Source organism: Brevibacillus schisleri (assembly GCF_055685845.1).
In genome coordinates, this window is the sequence record NZ_JBVNDM010000001.1 from 743,330 (window position 1) to 759,760 (window position 16,431).

The following is a 16,431-nucleotide window of genomic DNA, read 5'->3' on the forward strand; positions in this document are numbered from 1 at the left end:
GATCACCTCTAATCCGTAAAATCGTATTGCAGGTTATGATCTACCCAGACGCGGATGCGGTTACCCGTAACCCAAACACGCAGCGTGTACCATTTCTCTTTTTCCCAGGCAAACGGGTTCATCGGGGTAGAGTACATGGTTGATCTACCATTCTCTACCTTAAAAAGCTGCATGGGTCGCGGCATACCGCTTGCGCTTCCGTCACTGACGACGAACATCCAGTAGTTCTGGTCGTTGTGATATCTGAACACGATACCAGCGCTGTCTCCATCTGCGGGCTCATCTACTCTGAAATCGACCTCAAATTGATAGTCTGAATAGGTAAAGTCATTTCGAATGTAGCCGCTCATGCCACTAGAGCCTTTTGGGTGGGTAAAAGTGCCTTGGTCGCGATTATGCTCCCAACTGCCAGAGCCAAAACGAGTCCAGTTGTCTTGCCCCATCGCGAGTGCATTCATATCCGTCGTCCATGGATAGTACGCATTGAATGGATCGTGGGGATCGTACGCTTCTGGAACAGAAAAACCACCTGACCAATGCTCGGGATCGTGCTCAGCCTCGAGCACATCGTTGGAGTAGTCGTAGACCAAACCTTGTCCTATTTCTTCTATACGATCTGCCCATGCTTTCTTGTAGTCGCGAACAGAAAGTAATGGTTTCTCGATATGCCCTTTTCTATGATCCAATTGGCCAGCCAAGTATTCCAGGATGACGGCATCTGCGAGTTCTTTTTTACCCATGATTTGGGTGAGTAGCGAGGTAGCGCGCTCTTGGTTGGAGGCTACCCAATCCGCGTTGATAACAGCTTGATCTGGTAGCTTGTAACTGAGGATGGATTCGATCAAATGAGCGGCTGCTTCCGGCTGATAGGCAATTAGTTGCTCATGCAATACCGTTTGTTCCAACGCGAGCTTGGCATACTTTTGCCATTCATCGTCCTGCAGTTCTCCATCACGCGCGCTTTTTTCTGCCACATCGTATAAATCGACGAGGTAACTGGCTCGCTCATGCGGGGAGGTAGCGAAGAGATAGCCGCTGCACAATTCCGTGATTCTGCTGCGCAACAGTGCGGTGACCGGCAACTCGTCAAGGTCGCTGGCGTGAGCGGATTTACGAGCTGTATGCTCATCGAACAAAAAGGACGGATCGGGTTCCATGTAACCAAAAGGATTCTCAATTTGCAGCTCGGCTGGACGGAATACATCTTCGCCGACTAGTGCTTCTGTAAGGGATGAAGGAGCTGCTTCCATTTGGCTGGTGATATCCACCTCTTCAACCGTTGAAGGTAGCAATACTTCCCGTTTTCCTGCAACCCCATCTTCCTCCAGATGCGAGAGAATCTCATTCTGACGGGTGGACTCCCATGTCTCAAAGGAAAGAATGCCCGCCCTGTCTTGCAACGCTTTACTGAAAATGACCTCAGATTCGATCAATGCCTGAACCCGTGTCCGTACACCCTCCAAAAATTCCTCATCTACATAAGCATCGAAAGTCTTGTTGGTCAGCGCCCATTCCATGAGTGCTTCCAGAATGCTTTGGCCGTCTGTCAGGCGCGAGGCAAAAATCATGTCATCCATCAGGTGGGAAGGAAATTCCTTGGAACCAAGGATGTCTTCCAAAAGATGAGCGGGCAGTAAGCGCAAGATGGTTGCGAAGACCATTTCTTCTGTCAGGAGACTTGGGCGTACATTTTCCAGATTGGCGAAAATGTCATCCTCATCCTGATAAAAGGATGGCTTAGGTGCTTTGCCCCCACTAAGATCGATGGCGCGTTCCTTTTCCCAAAGATGAGCAGCATGTACGAGCTGGCGATCTGCGCGAAGGTCTTCCTTGATAATCGAAGTGGGACGAGAAAGATCTTTCTTTCCGAGTTCGAAGTGCTGGGGAATCCAGAGCGGATTGGTTTTCTCTCGAAGAGAATCATTGATGGGATTGGGAACAAACAAGAGGGGACTGGTGTGTCGGGAGCTTTGTTCCAGATAGTTCATGAGCGAAGCATCTGTTTGAATCGTTCGGGTTCCCGTAATCTGTGATAGGAAAATAGCGAGCTCTGAAACCACGTCCCGATTACCAATAGCATATTCCGTGATGAGTGTGCCAGGGGATTGATAGGGACGAGTAGCATATAGTCGAGAGCGATTGATGAATAAGTCATTTTGGTATGGTCGGAAGGCTGTTGGTGAAAAGGAATCGAGGGAGAGAAGACGCGTGAAATCTCGATAGCCCCAGTCTTGATTCTGTAAAAGGGAACCATCTTGGAGCATGGTTCGAAAACCTGTAGAAGCCCGATGGATCGCTAAATCTTGCGTAGCGATCCTACTTGCACGTTGAAGGAAGTGTAGCATGGCGTCATACTGACGGGCTTTGAGGTAAGCCCAGTCCATGTCGCGAAGCACTTTCGTCGGCTTTGTTTTCATCCTGTGGAAGGCTTGCACGAAGTGTCGGGTCATCTGGAAGGAAGTATGTCGCTCGCCAATGGAGTAAGACCAATCCGTAAACATGGTATGTCTGTTGTTGCGGTTGGAAAGAGGTAGGCTGTTCTCAATAGATAGGTGTTGAGTGATCGATCTGATTGCGTATTCTCTTTCCATCTGCACAAAGAGAGAAGCCCAAAACTTTCGCTCAGCCAAGCTTCTTTCGGTATTGACGAATAAATCGAACGTGGAAGTACGTTCTCCCGTGAACGACTCGTCTATCTTTTTTCCGGCGAATCGCTCGGTTCGTGCTGCTCCAGGTTGTTCTTTCCTGACGACAGCTTCTGACGATACGGAACGACTTGCCAATGCTGGTGGCAAATCGATATGCAGCTCATCTTTATGCACACGCACAAACATTTTGGCAGGGTTGAGCTTTGCCATTCCTGCTGCTTTAATCCGATCTGATAAATGTACACGACGAATGACTTGTAGCGGCTGTTTAATGATCCGGTCAGCGTCCAAGGCATCGTCCTGAAGTAAGCTCTCTTTAAATGGCGAGCGATCGGATACCACGACCAGCTCCATGGGATTGGCCATGCTAGTATCATTCCGGATCATATCCTGCAAGGAGTCTTGAAGGTCAGCGGCAAACGATTTCCGATTCGCGAGCAAATAATCTAGCATGACCATACTGGCACTTTGTCCGTAGGGAATATAGACGAAGGAATACTTACGGGAGGGCGAAGTCGTGAAAGTTACTTTTCCGATATAGTTGCGAATAGAAGCGTAGTGATCTGCAAGTCTGAATTGATAGGCTGCTAGAGAAGAAATCCCGGTCAAATGGTTCACCTCCCAAAAAGAAGGGGGAACACCAGAGATGCGTTCTAGTTTTCCCCCTTTTGCTAGCTATACGGTTTTAGAGGGACTTCTTTTAGTAGCGAACTTCCTTCAGGAAAGCGACCCCCATTTTTACGTTGGCGGAGTAGTTCATGAAATTCTGTTCGGTATTATGGTCGAAATAGCGGTACACTTCCTGCTTGTGTTTCTTGGTCGTGTCGCTCGGATCAACATCAATGATCAATTCATCCAAGTGGAGAATGTTGTTTTTCGAAACAGCAATGCATGCATCCAAGCTGCCGCGGTATCCATCATATCCGTGTACGACATAAATCGGGCTCAAATGGTAACGACGTGTCCAAGCAGATGCGTTAAAGCCTTGAGGCTCTAGAAGAAGACCGGTATCGCCGAGCTTGCTATCGGAATATGCTTTGCCCGGCTGTGGAGCTTGGGTAATGAAGGCAGGGTAGTGTTTTTGGAAGCGAATGCCTGATTTTGTCGCCAGCATTTGCAAGGTGTTGTTGCCAAAAGAGGTGTATTGACCATAATCGTGTGGGGCGATTGGGGCAGTAGGCTCAGTAGCGACAGCTCCAGCCGTCAGCATGATGTTTCCAACCACATCATCCATGTTGTACTTGAATGGCTTAAGTGCGCCGACATAGAGGAAGCTCTTGCGATAATCTTCAAAGTGAACAGCCGGATCGCCAACGGCAACCAGAGAAAGGCGATTGTTCATCACATTCATGTACAGGTAGACAGGTTTATCAATCGTACGATCTGTCGGTTTGCCATTCACGACGAATTTCTCGTCGGCCCATTCGAAATTGACTGGATGTCCTTCTGTTGCGAAGGTTTTGGCTGTGGCATTGTAGTCTGTCAATACTTGAACCGTCAGAGAGCTGTGTTCCTTCGGGTTGGTGAAGCCTGGATTGACGAATTTAACATAAAACTCTTTGGTCTCGGTGTTAATTTTGGAGATGCCCTTTAGGACAAGCTCGGAGGTTTTGCCGGAAGCGGAATCTTTTTTTGTGAGATCTGTCATAACTGTCCAGGTTGATTTTTCTTGTGTCTCTCCGGCAGCTGGGTTAAAGGTATAGTTAGTAAGTTGTTCGATTTCAGATTTAATCGTATCCAGGAGCTCTTTAGAAGTGGTGATTTTTTCAATGTATTTAAAATTGGCCATGTGAAAATCCTCCTTTAATATACTTCTTTTAAGATGGCGATGGTGCAATCGGTAGGGTTAGGGGAGTACTTAAAGAAATTAACAGGGGTATTAATTCGGAAGAACTTGTATACCTCTGTCCAAGTTCCGGCAGCAGGGTTCTTCGGATCTTTTGGTTCCTCGGTATCTACGACGAGCTCGTCCTTATTGATCAGATTATGGTCCTCGATTGCTACGACACTGTCGAGGTAGCCACGATAGCCTTCGAACTGGTGTACCAGATAGATCGGCGATGCATGATATTTCTTCGTCCATTTCGAGCTTTGGAAGCCGTTTGCTTCGAGTACCATTTTGGAGAGCTCAGGAGGGAGCGTGCCCACTCCATCGTATTTGGGGAGCTGGGTAATGAAGGCAGGGTAGTATGCTTGGAAGTAAACGGAGCTACGGGTTTGCAGCATGGAGAAGGAATACATGCCGTTGGAGGTGTAGCGTCCCCAGCCTGAATAGTTAGGATTGGTGTCCTGTTTGATGTCAGCAGGAAGGAATCCTGATTTTTCCTTGGTCAAATCACCCATGCCGACTGTGATGCCAAAATTGCCTTTGTGGTCATAGTCAGCAAAAGGAATCGTCTTTCCGATATAAGCAAAGCTGCTGTAGTAAGCATCCATATCTGGAGAAGGATCGCCTTCAATTACGATTGCTACACGATCATTGCTTACAGAGAGGTTGTATTCCACCCAATAGTCTGGGCGACGCTTCTTGTTTGGTACCCAAGAGACGACAGAGTCGGCGCCGTAGAAAAAGTGGGAGGAAGGGCTTTTAATTTCGACCTTGTCGTCGTAATCGAGTGCCCATGCTTCCTGAGGTGGGGTGTACTTGTCACCATCATCAGGATTGTTCCATTTGTTGTACTGGAGTTCAGCCTGTTTTTGATCGATGACGACAGGTACTTTACCGGGAATAACGGTGCTATTATCGCAGGCTAGCAGGTAGGTATCGGCAGATTTTCCAACTGGGTTTTTGCCTTTGAAGCCTTTGCCGTAGGACACATCCAAGTAGTTGTATTGATTAATAGGATGTTTTAGCATGACAAAATAGTCGTTAGGGGTTTGGCCTGAAGGGATGTCAGGAACGGTTTTTAGGACGACGGTTCGGTCGTAGTGATGGACGGGGTTGGCAATGTATTTGACCATTCCGAATTTGGAGGAAGGGGGAATGATATTAGTCCAGGTACCGCCAGATGTATAGTAAGCAGTCCACTTGCCTTTTGCCAAAACATCATTCCAGTCAGATGGAACTTGTGTGATCACTTGATATTCGTCCCATTCATTTCCGGCTGTAAAGGTATGACCGTCTAATTCATACTTTCCTTGTTGAAGAGCGAGGCACTTCTTGCCAACTGTATTGGTAGGATCAGGATCATCTACATTAATTACTAAGAGCCCAGGAATAGAGAGGGTATTATCTTTTCCTGTATCATCCTTGTAGGTAAACTGCATGACCTGAATTTTTTTACCTGATTTTGTATTGTTGTAATTAATCGTTTCATAGACATATCCGTCTGCATCGACGAGTCGAACACCATCATTAGCAGTCAACTCCCGCAAATCTGGTAACTTATACACCTGATAAGTCTTCCCATCCGTATGCTTGTACGTCCCTTGCGTATTCGCAACAGTGGTCTTCGTATACGTAACCCACTTATCTTCATTAACCTCGAACACCTTTTCCCAGCGGTTCTTCGTATCCGGGATTTTGGCATTGACGATTTCATCAGCCAGCTTGTTGATGAGCAAATCGGCTGTGACCTCGCCCTCGATCCAAGCTACTTGTTTACTAGGCATCCATACGCCTCCTTTACAGTTTCTTGCGTAAAAATTTCACATTGTACCAAACTTTCTTTTCCGTACCTGAAATGTTGTGGAAGTCAAAGCGGACTTGCGCATTTGGCTTCAACGGATAGACGATCCCAAAGCTGTTTCCCATCGAGACGGACTCCGGAAGCTCTTTGGTATAAATCGTTTCACAGACCTTCACGCCGTCCAGACTCAGCTCCCAGTAATCGCCGACGCAGTAATTATTGGTAGCAAACGCTACGGATAAAAATTCTGTCGGATAGGGAAGGGCATAGGTATCGGAAAAGACTTGCTTGGACGCAGTCACATCAAGCATGCGTCCGCGAATGAAGGGCTCAGTAAATTTGGAAAAGTGCGGGTAGGGGAGCTCTCGTACCTTGTCGATCACGCCCCCGCCCGAATAAACAACGGAGAAGCCCACTTGTACTCACCTCTCTTTCTCTATACGAAGGACATCGGTGCCAGTTAAGAGGCCCCTTGTATCATAGAGTAGACGGATCAGATAAGATCCTACCGTTTTTCCGTCAGGTGCGTAGCCCGCAGCGGTAACCGAGGTTAATCGCCATAGAGAATAGTACTCCCAGTCTGGATGGAGCTGATCGACTTCAAGCGGGAAGGTGGTCGTGTCTGTAGAGCCAAATGTGAGGGAAATATCCAGCATGTAGCCAGACTCGTAGAATAGCTTTGCACCCGTGACCTTTTCCGGATCGAGGGGATGCTCCCGGATTAGACGTACAGAGGGTTCTTCGACGAACGGATCTGCTGTGACTGTCTTGGTACGGTGGACTTCATCGCGGATCAGATCGAGGATGGGATAAATCAAATAATCATTCGCAATCCCGGCCATTACACAATCGCCCCCTCGTTGTTGCTCCAAAATAAATCGAGGATTTGCATATAGCCGTTCTGTGCATCGAACATCGAACGAATTCCTTTGATGGTATACGCTTCGCGGGTGGTTGTATTGGAGTCGATAATGTAAATACGATCGAGGACATCCAAGGCAGGGTTACCGGGGATGGAAATTTGCAGCGTACGACACAAGCGTTTTATATCAAAAAATGTTCGTCGCGCGGCCAGTCGCTTCAATTCGTCTGTCTTCGCAGAAGGAACGTGCCTCACGCCTGTGCGGACCTCGCCTTTTAGCTCCATCAAAATCTCGGTATCTACGAAATGACCAGCCTTATTTTCTTCGTCCAAGATGACAAGATGGCTCCTGCCACGGGAAAAATCGATCGTCTTATGAATCGTAATCAAATTGTCGTGCTCCGTATAAGTAGCTACAATCGGTCGATTCATATCAATCTCTTCCAAGCGATACGTACCGTAACGGTCACAATAGGAACGGAATTCTGTATCTTTCATGATTTCCGCGATGGCTTCTCCCACTTTGTATTGATACGATTCGAATTTGCGTCCGGGCGGCTCAATAAAAGGATTTTTCCAACCTTTTGGGGTCAAAATGGATTCGGCATCGACTTCTACGAATTCGCCTTCTTTATCCGGTACAGCCTTGAAAACCTTGCCTGTCGCTTGCGTCGCGTGGGTATAGCTTGTCTCTTGTACAATGGCATAGGGGTAGTAAATGTCTTGCGGATTGTTGCGCCAACTATACATTCCTGCATGGGCGATCAAGTCTTGTACGATAGCGGATTTGAGGTAGGCGGCTTTAGCGGTTGGTTCGGTGGGGACAGGTGCAGTACCTTCCCACTCGGGGATTTGATCAAACTCCGTGCTGGAACGGAACTTTTGATAGATTTGCCACACACTGTTATACCAATTCGTATCGCTTGCCCATTGGTAAGCCCCCTTGTCTCCTCCTTGCCAAAAATATTTGACGTCGTCGACAGATTGGAAGCGCCAGCCTTTGCTCGCCATGGCTTCCCGATAGCGAACGGCTCCGCGATAGAGCTGTCGTTCGATTCCTTGGTACTGCGGATCGCATTTTTCACCGGTATAGCATCCATATCCGAGAATGAAGTCTCCTGGAGGCAGCCCTTTCCCGAGCGTCCCCATTTTTGTCTCATGCTCGGCGATGGCTAGCAGAAATTTATAATCGAGCTCTGGACCCTGCTGTTTGGCCTGCTTTTTAGCCATCGAGATGATTTTGTCCCGACGAGACATCGAGGAAAAAACATTGGTATCATGCGCAGCAGAATGTCCGACATCTGATGGATATTGCTTGTCCTCGGTAATGACCTTGTTCAAAATCTTCTTGTACATATCGCGGCAGTAAATGGTCATGGTCGATTCCTCGCCATTCAAATCGAGCTTGTCGATCAGCCCAGTAAATACCCGCATCAAATTCAGACCGTAACCCATGTAGATCCGGACAGGAGTATTTTCGGAGAGGACACCGACATGGAATCCATTCACAAAATAAGACCAAGGGGTTTCCTTGTAGGTTTCCGGAAAGTAAAACGGATTATAGTCCGGGCTGTAGTAGCCGCCCGGGTTTGAAATCGTGATCCGTGCCTCACGTGAATCCATTTCAAACTGGTCGTCCATTTCGATGTGGTTAATATTGTCCAGAGTAAGGGTGTCCATATAGACGAACTTTCCGACCTGGAGCGATACTTTTCGCGGCTGACCAGGCATGAAGGTGCTCGTAATTTCCCGTTCCTCAAAAAACTCCTGCTGTATCGTCGGATCGACTTTGTCTTTGTTCCCATACAGATCGGGTCGCCCTTGCAATTCCTTAATCTGAATGTATTGGAGGGAAAAACGATTGACTTGTTTTCCATTCCAGAACAGCTCGATACGGATTTCCATTTCGCCATTAGGAAAGGGGATATCACGAATCTCTACGTTTTCTGTCCCAGAGAATTTGTTGACCTTGATCTGCATTTTTCCATTGAAAAAAACGCGCAGCTCGCCGGCACCTTCACCGAAGTTGGTGGAGAATCCCATGCTAAAAATGCCGGGGTGAAGGGAGGTCAGCTTGAGATTCATACCTGTCGTAACGGTAGGGGAGGGGAAGACGGTCTTGTACCCTTTGGGATCAAAGGTAAAGGTGAGGTTGCTATGCTCCGTCGAGCTTCTCTCGATCATGGATAGCTTTTTGGTCAGCTCGTCTACTTTGTAGACAGATTTTGTGTGCCACGTATTATTGGTAAAGCGTTCGTCAAAGAGAGTTGCTCCTGGTGTTCCAACATAGGTGGCATCGGTTGTGACTCCTGAGCCGTTATTGGAAGAGGCAGCGAACAGATGCTTCGAGCCATTCATATAAGGAAAAGGATCAATGACGGCTTGTCCGTTCCAGACCTCAAAGTGCAGATGAGCACCTCTTCCTTTGGAGCGGGGGGAATTGGGATCGTCATAGGTGCCCATGTTCGTAACGCCGGCAGAGCGGACGTCTCCTGTATTGCCGCTTTTTCCGATAATAGTGCCTTGCGTGACATAATCCCCTGTTTTGACATGGATTTCGCTCATATGGGCGTAACGGGTCCATATGCCATCCGCATGCTGAATTTCTACGCGAAAGCCAAAGCTCGTATATTTTTCAGACACGGTCACTTTTTTTACTTTGCCAGCCCAGGCAGCTTTGATGGGCGTACCGACTGGACAAGCGATATCAATCCCGTTGTGGTTGCGGTTGTCGCCCATATAGGCTGTAATATCTCGGATGCTTTTGCCCTCGACAGGAAAGACAAAAGAAATCTTGGATAGAGCAGTTCCGCCCTCTCCTGAGCTATCTTGAATGATGGTGCGGGTCAATGTTTTTTCTTCCCGCCGATCACTCATAATGAAATCGAGCTCTTCGGTACGGCCCGGCACGAAGATGAGTCGATCTATCTCGACGCGGCACGCGGGCTTCGATAATTCTCCCAGTTTGAGTCTTTCGGAGAGAATTCTCCGCAGCTCATTGGACATCGTTTGCATGAAAGCACCTCCTATTTAAACCGTTCCAGGGACCATTTTCGAAAGCGATTCAAAAAAGAGACGGCCTGTGCCCGGGTGAGCAGCGAGTAAGGCATGAACCATTTTTCTTTCTCTTCCGCGTTGGATGACGATACCTCGTACATATGGTTAACGACAGCGGCTCCATCGGCGAAATTGTTGATCGCAATGCCTTCGACCAGGTAATCACCGTTGCCAAATCGCTCGTCTTCCATAGAAAGGACGGATGGTGCCCACCATGAAGGCTTGCTGCCTGTCATCCCACCGTTTAGCGCAATTTTTTCCCCGGTGTTGCTGTTGTACATGTACTTTTCGCGCCCAACATCTTCAAAGCGGGTGCTCGTCTCTTTGACATAGAGGAAATGAACGTTTTTGTCCGCCTCAAGCGGCATGTTGAACAGTACCGTATGATCATCAAATTCTTGATAGTCGGAACTGTTGACCCCTTTTCCATCCACTTTGACGGCAAGCAGCTTTTTACCCGCGGGATAGGTACCGTTCAGACGAAAAACACGTTGCCCCTCGTATGCCGTATGGGATTCATCCAGCCGCTGAGTGGGAGGTTGTGAATCCGTAAAGCGTTGGTAAAAAGAGCGCCGAAGCCGGTCAATGAGCAGAAAAGCCTCTGCCCGATTGATGTAGGCATTGGGAAAGAAGCGATCGTTTCGCCATACGCCAGGACTTTTCACCGAAAAATATCCGCCTCGCATAAACAGTGCGCCGTTTTCGTAGCTGTTGTAGATGAAGCGCACCTGTACGCCATTTAGATTGTAGGGGAGATAAATCGTTGCACCCGGAGCAGGACTGACCATGTAGACGTCTTGCTTGAGTCCAATATATTTTTTGGCGAGGTCTTGGGCAGGTGTCGATTTCCATTCCTCTTCTGGCACATCCATTCGCTTCAAGGAGCGACCATATGCGTACAAATACTCGTTGAATTGGCGGCTGAATGGATTGTAGAAATAGGTGTCTCCGTTATCGAGGCGTTTGTTCGGGTAAGCAAAGGAAGAGGAGTTGGGGGGAATCGGTTTGCCAAAACGGTCCAAGGCAGGTTTTCCGAAGCTGGAAAAAGCGACAACCGAGTTGGCAGATGGTGCGTAATACAGCTCGACGTCCGTTTTGTTTGGGTCTGTTTGATTCGGCCGAATTTCTTTGAAAAGGGTTTGCGTGCCGTCAATATAGACAAAGAGGGGGTTATCTGCACTTGGTGTCAATTTGGCTGCGAGCGTAAATACTTTTTGTCCAGTGGAGCCCTTGTACTCCTCATACAAGTAAGGAGCATTGCTTTCAAAGGAGCCATAAGCAATTCCTTGAATGAACGGTTCTCCGTCAGCCATCAAATAATTGCTGGCCTCCATTACTTCATTAAAAAACCAGTCTTTTTCATTCACATCAGCCCAGCTGATCATTTTCATCACCTCCTATATAGAGTAGACAGAAACCCGGAACAGCCTCAGCTATTCCCGAATCATCCGCTCTACCAGCCGCCTTGTCCGATTTAAAAAAGCAATAAATTCGGCGCGTGTCACGAAATCATTGGGGCGGAAGTAAATGACAGGCTTCCCATCTCGGGTAATGACTGTGATGAGCCCGAGATCGGCCATCTCCTCAATGTTTTTCTGTGCCCAATGTCCCTCAATATCTTGAAACCGAAAGCGTGATTCGCGCTCAATTGAGTCTTTTTTGATGAGGATCAGATCGACGGTTACACTGTAGCGCCGTCCTGCCTCAAGGACTTGGGGGGTAATAGATTCTGCGCTTCCGAGAAAAATGCTTCCCTTTTCATCGTAAAACTTGTGGGTCCAGCCTGCGTAGCTCAAGTAATCGTTATACGATTCCTTGTCTGGAAAAAGCAAGGTCAATGAACATTGGTAGCTGCTAAAACCGGAGTGATGGATGTGCGAGGGAGCGTTAATGATTTTGATTTCGCGCAAGGAAGGCTGGGGGCTTGGCGGAGAATACGGCTCGATGAGTCGGGCGTTTACTTCCATGAACTCAAAGCCAGTATCAAGGAACAGCTTTTTTCTGTAGCGCTGATTGGCAGTGCCAAAGGCGTATTGTTGGGTCATTTCTGTACCTCCTTACAATCTCGTGTAGCTCGTGGCGATTCCAGAGCGGACTTGTTGGCTCAATTCGGTGGAAAGGCTTGCTTGTGTATTACGAACGGCTTCGCTGACGGTCGAGCCGAGGCGTTGGAGGTCAGCCTCCGTTCCGCTCATGTTGGCGATGGTAATGTTCACATTGCTGTCGCCGCCATAGGTAAAGTCGTAGGTGCTATGTGTTCCATTGGCCGTTTGCATGCCCCAGTAGGTCAGTGGCTGTAAGCCGTCGGGCATGTTGAAGGTTCCTTTGGTGGGCTGCTTGGACATGTGCAGAGATACGAGATTGTCGTATTTGGCTTTCTCGAGGCCTTTTTTAAAGTCCTCGATGCTTTTCTTATATGTTTCGTTGTTTTGGTACTCGGCCAAAAGACGATCCATGTCAGAATTCCCTGCATCTAACGACTCAATCGTACTGCGTGAATATTTTTCCTCGAGTTTCTTCATGAACTCAGAATTGGGACTGTGGCCAGCTAAGAGTGCTTCACTTCGGTCAATGTAATACTGATGCTCTTTATTTGCCAGGTCAGAGCTCACTTTGCTCATCGCAGATTTAATTTTGGTGCCGGCGATATGGTTGATTTTATCGAGGTTAATTTGTTCATAAGAAGCGTCTAAGCCCGCAAGTGTAAATTGTCCTACTTGTTTGGCGTCGCTATTGTCAGGAATATTCTTTATGAGGCCTTCCAGAAAAAACCGAGCTGTTCTGTTATTTGCTCTTTTACCATCTTGGTACCTTGCAAATAAGTCTTGCATTTCTTGGGAATCTTCTGTTTTGCCCTCGGACAAAAGTTTGCTCTTTTCTAATTCGTAATTGGCTGTAAGAATTCCGTCATTATAGTCGAGTTTTTCCAGATGATAGCCAACCACTTCCTTGCCAAGGTCGAGTGATTTGACTTCATCCCATGAAGGAACGGCGCTATTGTTCAGCTTGGAGCCGTCTCCATCAATATCAATAAACCGAGAGTACTTTTCTTTTTCATCGTCTTTTTTATATTTTGCTTTGAGTTTTTCGAGTTCGAGGTCAGCTTCCTTGCTGTCTGGCTGGAAGGTTTTATTTAACTCTTCTTTGAGGTCTTTGCCATCATATTTGTAAGCAGCTTCGTAAGCGTTATAGTAATCGCTAAATGAAGGAGTAGTGCCACCCAGTAAGTTGATCAAACTATCTTTAATACCTGTAATGGCGGTATCTACAAAAAAAAGATGCTTTAAACCAGGAGGCATTTTGTCAATACTCGTGATTTTGTCCACGAGGCCTTTTTGATTTTCCAACACTCTGCTTTGCCGCTGGGTATCGGACATAAACATAGGTTGCACCCAATCTGTGTTTAAGCCATCCAAAAATTCTGCCGCTGTCATGGCAACGCGTGCGAGAGCAACACCTTTTAACAAGTTCCCGGCGGCTTTTAATCCTTTTCGCCATAGTGGTACCCTTGGGCCTGGATCATTATCGGAAGGCGTTGGATCTCTGTCTGCGCTCCCTCTCGGTGGGATATCCTGCGTGGAGCTTGACTCATCCGTATCGTCCTCCGTATCGTCCGATTCTTTCTTGTCCTCCTTCTTTTTGAGCTTTTCCTTTATCTTCGTCTTGAGATCACCTGAGAACTCCTCAAATAGGAGAGCTGCAGCAACAGGGGGGAGTTTGCTTGCGGTAGAGGATGAACTGCTGGCGGCGGGAGCTGAGGGAGCAGCCTGAGGACCCGCTGTGGCACTCGGAGGTTTGGGTACAGCCGTGGACAGTGCTTCTGTCAATTCCTTCAAGGCTTCCCGTGTTTTCTGGAGCTGTTTTTCCTGCTGCTTTAAGTCACTGGTCATGTTCTTGATTTGCTCATCAGTAGCAACGGACGTATCAGAGAGAGCACGCAGTCTCTCGTCCAGCGAGGTGACGGCAGGAATCAAGGTGGTAATCGTGTTTTGCAAACCACCGAATGCCCGCTGGGTCAAATGAATTCGGCTGGCGAGCAAATGTGCCTGACGCTCTACATCGCGCATCTTCAGCCAGAGAAGATGCAACTGTTTCAGCAGCTTTTTCTCTTCTGCAATCAGTGCTTTTAACAATCTGTCATTGTGCGGATACAGCTCTTGGACCTTTTTCTGCTCGAGCCTGTTGCGAATCAATCGAGTGCGGGCTGCCTGATAGGAAGACAGATTTTGCAATTGCCAGGACTGGATCTCCAGCGCTTCTTGTGTAAAGGGAGAAGAGGATTGACCAAGCAGTGCGGTAACACGCTCTTTTCTTCGCTGCTCACTTCCTTCATGAAGATTGCGCCGGGCTTTGACGTAGGCGGCTTTTCCTCCGTATTGATCCGCAGTATTTTTCAACAGACGAACAGCGAGCGATAATTGGCTCTGACTTTCCCTCATGCGCTGAAGCAGGTGTAACAAAAGCGTGGGAAAGCTACGGGGCTGATTTTTAAAAATATCGAATGCTTCAAGGGAGGCTGCCTGCCAGATGGTTTGCATCCGGGTTTGGGGAGCAAGAGGGTCATTTGGTAACATGGCTGCCTTCTCCCGAATATTGGCTACCGCTACATGCGGGTCATTTGATCGGCGAGAAGACGTATAGTAGGCTCTGGTTACTTCTTCAAGGCTGACGGCATGTGTTAGCGCGATTTCCCGCAGGTCTTGTTTGACTCCTGATCGCAAGTATTCGCGCAAGCTATATGCTTCTTCTTCCACTTGTTTTTGATTCGTCGTGCGTCCTGAAACGCGTGCCTGAGCCAAATCCATCATGTTTGTATCCTTGAACAAAAAATTGCGCTCTGCTCTTTTTATCAGGCGGTTCAAAGATTTCGCTGACTCCCAATTTTCGCTATCCATCGAGGCGATAAGCGTATGAAGGCCGTTGCTCATCATGTTTTGCAACACATCTACGGCAGCCTCTTCCCATGCTTGTGGGTAAAGGGTGCTTCTTTTGCCGTAGGACTTTTCTGTTCTTTTAACGGGAGCATTAGGGACAGTAGCAAACCGGAACGGGGAAATGGCTCCTGTACTCACGGACAGCCGGGAAGCAGGAGCAGCCTGGGAAACTGGCTGAGACTCGTACTTACGGGAAAAGCTGAGTGGCTTCGACTCGACGTCGCGTATCATCTGGCGTAATTCATACAGTTGCGGATTCATTGCTTGAAAAAATGGGATAGCTTGCTCGGCTCGAAATGGGGATGCCGACTGCTCTACAGAACTCCGTGCAGCATTCGTTATAGAGCGGAGGGCATCGGTCAAACGTTGAGTTTCCATGAATATCACCTTCCTCAAAAGAAAAATCCCGTTCTGGTCTTAGAATAGACAGAAACGGGTTATAGACCACCTAACACTTTGCCAAGTACGGCAATATCGTCTTCGGAAATTTCCTGATAGTCTTGCGAATTAGATGCATGGGGAGAACTGGCAGCAGAATTCGTACCCTTTCTTCTCATAAAAGGAAAACCCATGCGTGTCTCTACCTCAAATTGAATGTATTTGTTTACTCTCTTCATTAATTCTGCTACTTGGGGAAGGGTGTACTCCCAAATATCCCATTTTTTCAAACCACAGTCCTTATGGAGATGAAAAAATAGATCGCCCCAATCAAGTGGCTCACCAGATTCCGTATCGCGAATGGCGGAACTGTCACCCTCGCCACTCTCTACTTTTTTAAGCCGTTTAGACCAATGAGAATGTTAATAAGCTTTTTGGCCGTCTCCAAATCACAATGTTCATCCAAGTACTCACGAGTAACCGTAGGGTGGTTGCGAAAGCCAAGAAGCAGGATATCGAATAAATCTTCTTCCTTGTTTTCGTACGGGAGAAAATTAAGGATAATCGCGTCGATATGAACGGTTCCTAGCTTTTTCATCAGGATGCGTGCGTCTTTTAAGGTCACAGGCGGAATCCGGTAGGTTTTGCCGTCACGCAGCATGACTTCACTATCATCTTCAAAGAAAATAGCCTCTACCAGATCAGCCTCCTGCTGTTTTTTAATCCGCTCTACAGCTTCTTGGTTCATCATCTCTGCGTGTTTTTTTTCCAAATCTTCTTGGTGGTTTAGCACGGAAGAATCCCTCCTAGAACAATGCTAGATTGTATTTGTTAAATATATCTACTTGCTAAAATGCGTTGTCGTTCGCTATGATTCGTTGTAAGTTATTCCCTTTGAAAAAATACAAGGCAAGAGCGAAGAG

11 protein-coding genes are annotated in these 16,431 nt (G+C 47.6%); all 11 read right to left on the reverse strand.

Annotation, left to right across the window (positions count from 1 at the left end; translation table 11 throughout):
- Positions 1 to 8: 8 nt before the first annotated feature.
- Positions 9 to 3,266 (reverse strand): 3-keto-alpha-glucoside-1,2-lyase-like domain-containing protein, encoded by a 3,258-nt coding sequence (locus tag ACUUHJ_RS03850; protein ID WP_472298285.1) that lies wholly within the window; start codon positions 3,264 to 3,266, stop codon positions 9 to 11.
- A gap of 82 nt (positions 3,267 to 3,348) precedes the next feature.
- Positions 3,349 to 4,437 carry a hypothetical protein gene (locus tag ACUUHJ_RS03855; RefSeq protein WP_289676069.1) on the reverse strand — a complete coding sequence of 363 codons (1,089 nt, stop codon included), beginning with the start codon at positions 4,435 to 4,437 and terminating at the stop codon, positions 3,349 to 3,351.
- Positions 4,438 to 4,451: 14 nt separating this feature from the next.
- Positions 4,452 to 6,260, reverse strand: coding sequence for a hypothetical protein (locus ACUUHJ_RS03860; protein WP_472298286.1), 1,809 nt, complete (start codon positions 6,258 to 6,260; stop codon positions 4,452 to 4,454).
- Between the two features lie 13 nt (positions 6,261 to 6,273).
- Positions 6,274 to 6,693 carry a hypothetical protein gene (locus ACUUHJ_RS03865; protein ID WP_007717420.1) on the reverse strand — a complete coding sequence of 140 codons (420 nt, stop codon included), beginning with the start codon at positions 6,691 to 6,693 and terminating at the stop codon, positions 6,274 to 6,276.
- 6 nt (positions 6,694 to 6,699) lie between these two features.
- Positions 6,700 to 7,119 carry a hypothetical protein gene (locus ACUUHJ_RS03870; RefSeq protein WP_064201880.1) on the reverse strand — a complete coding sequence of 140 codons (420 nt, stop codon included), beginning with the start codon at positions 7,117 to 7,119 and terminating at the stop codon, positions 6,700 to 6,702.
- The gene (locus tag ACUUHJ_RS03875; protein WP_472298287.1) at positions 7,119 to 10,154 is read right to left on the reverse strand and encodes a M23 family metallopeptidase; all 3,036 of its coding nucleotides are present in this window, start codon (positions 10,152 to 10,154) and stop codon (positions 7,119 to 7,121) included. Before ACUUHJ_RS03875 ends, ACUUHJ_RS03870 begins: the two co-directional genes overlap by 1 nt.
- 11 nt (positions 10,155 to 10,165) lie before the next feature.
- Positions 10,166 to 11,581 (reverse strand): hypothetical protein, encoded by a 1,416-nt coding sequence (locus ACUUHJ_RS03880; protein WP_472298288.1) that lies wholly within the window; start codon positions 11,579 to 11,581, stop codon positions 10,166 to 10,168.
- A gap of 48 nt (positions 11,582 to 11,629) precedes the next feature.
- The gene (locus ACUUHJ_RS03885) at positions 11,630 to 12,241 is read right to left on the reverse strand and encodes an S-layer homology domain-containing protein (RefSeq protein ID WP_472298289.1); all 612 of its coding nucleotides are present in this window, start codon (positions 12,239 to 12,241) and stop codon (positions 11,630 to 11,632) included.
- 12 nt (positions 12,242 to 12,253) lie between these two features.
- Complete coding sequence (locus ACUUHJ_RS03890; protein ID WP_472298290.1) at positions 12,254 to 15,508, reverse strand: hypothetical protein; 3,255 nt, start codon at positions 15,506 to 15,508, stop codon at positions 12,254 to 12,256.
- Positions 15,509 to 15,567: 59 nt separating this feature from the next.
- Positions 15,568 to 15,798, reverse strand: coding sequence for a hypothetical protein (locus ACUUHJ_RS03895; protein WP_238351880.1), 231 nt, complete (start codon positions 15,796 to 15,798; stop codon positions 15,568 to 15,570).
- Positions 15,799 to 15,896: 98 nt separating this feature from the next.
- A complete protein-coding gene (locus ACUUHJ_RS03900) occupies positions 15,897 to 16,301 on the reverse strand; it encodes a hypothetical protein (protein ID WP_472298291.1) in 405 nt (134 codons plus the stop codon).
- Positions 16,302 to 16,431 lie beyond the last annotated feature (130 nt).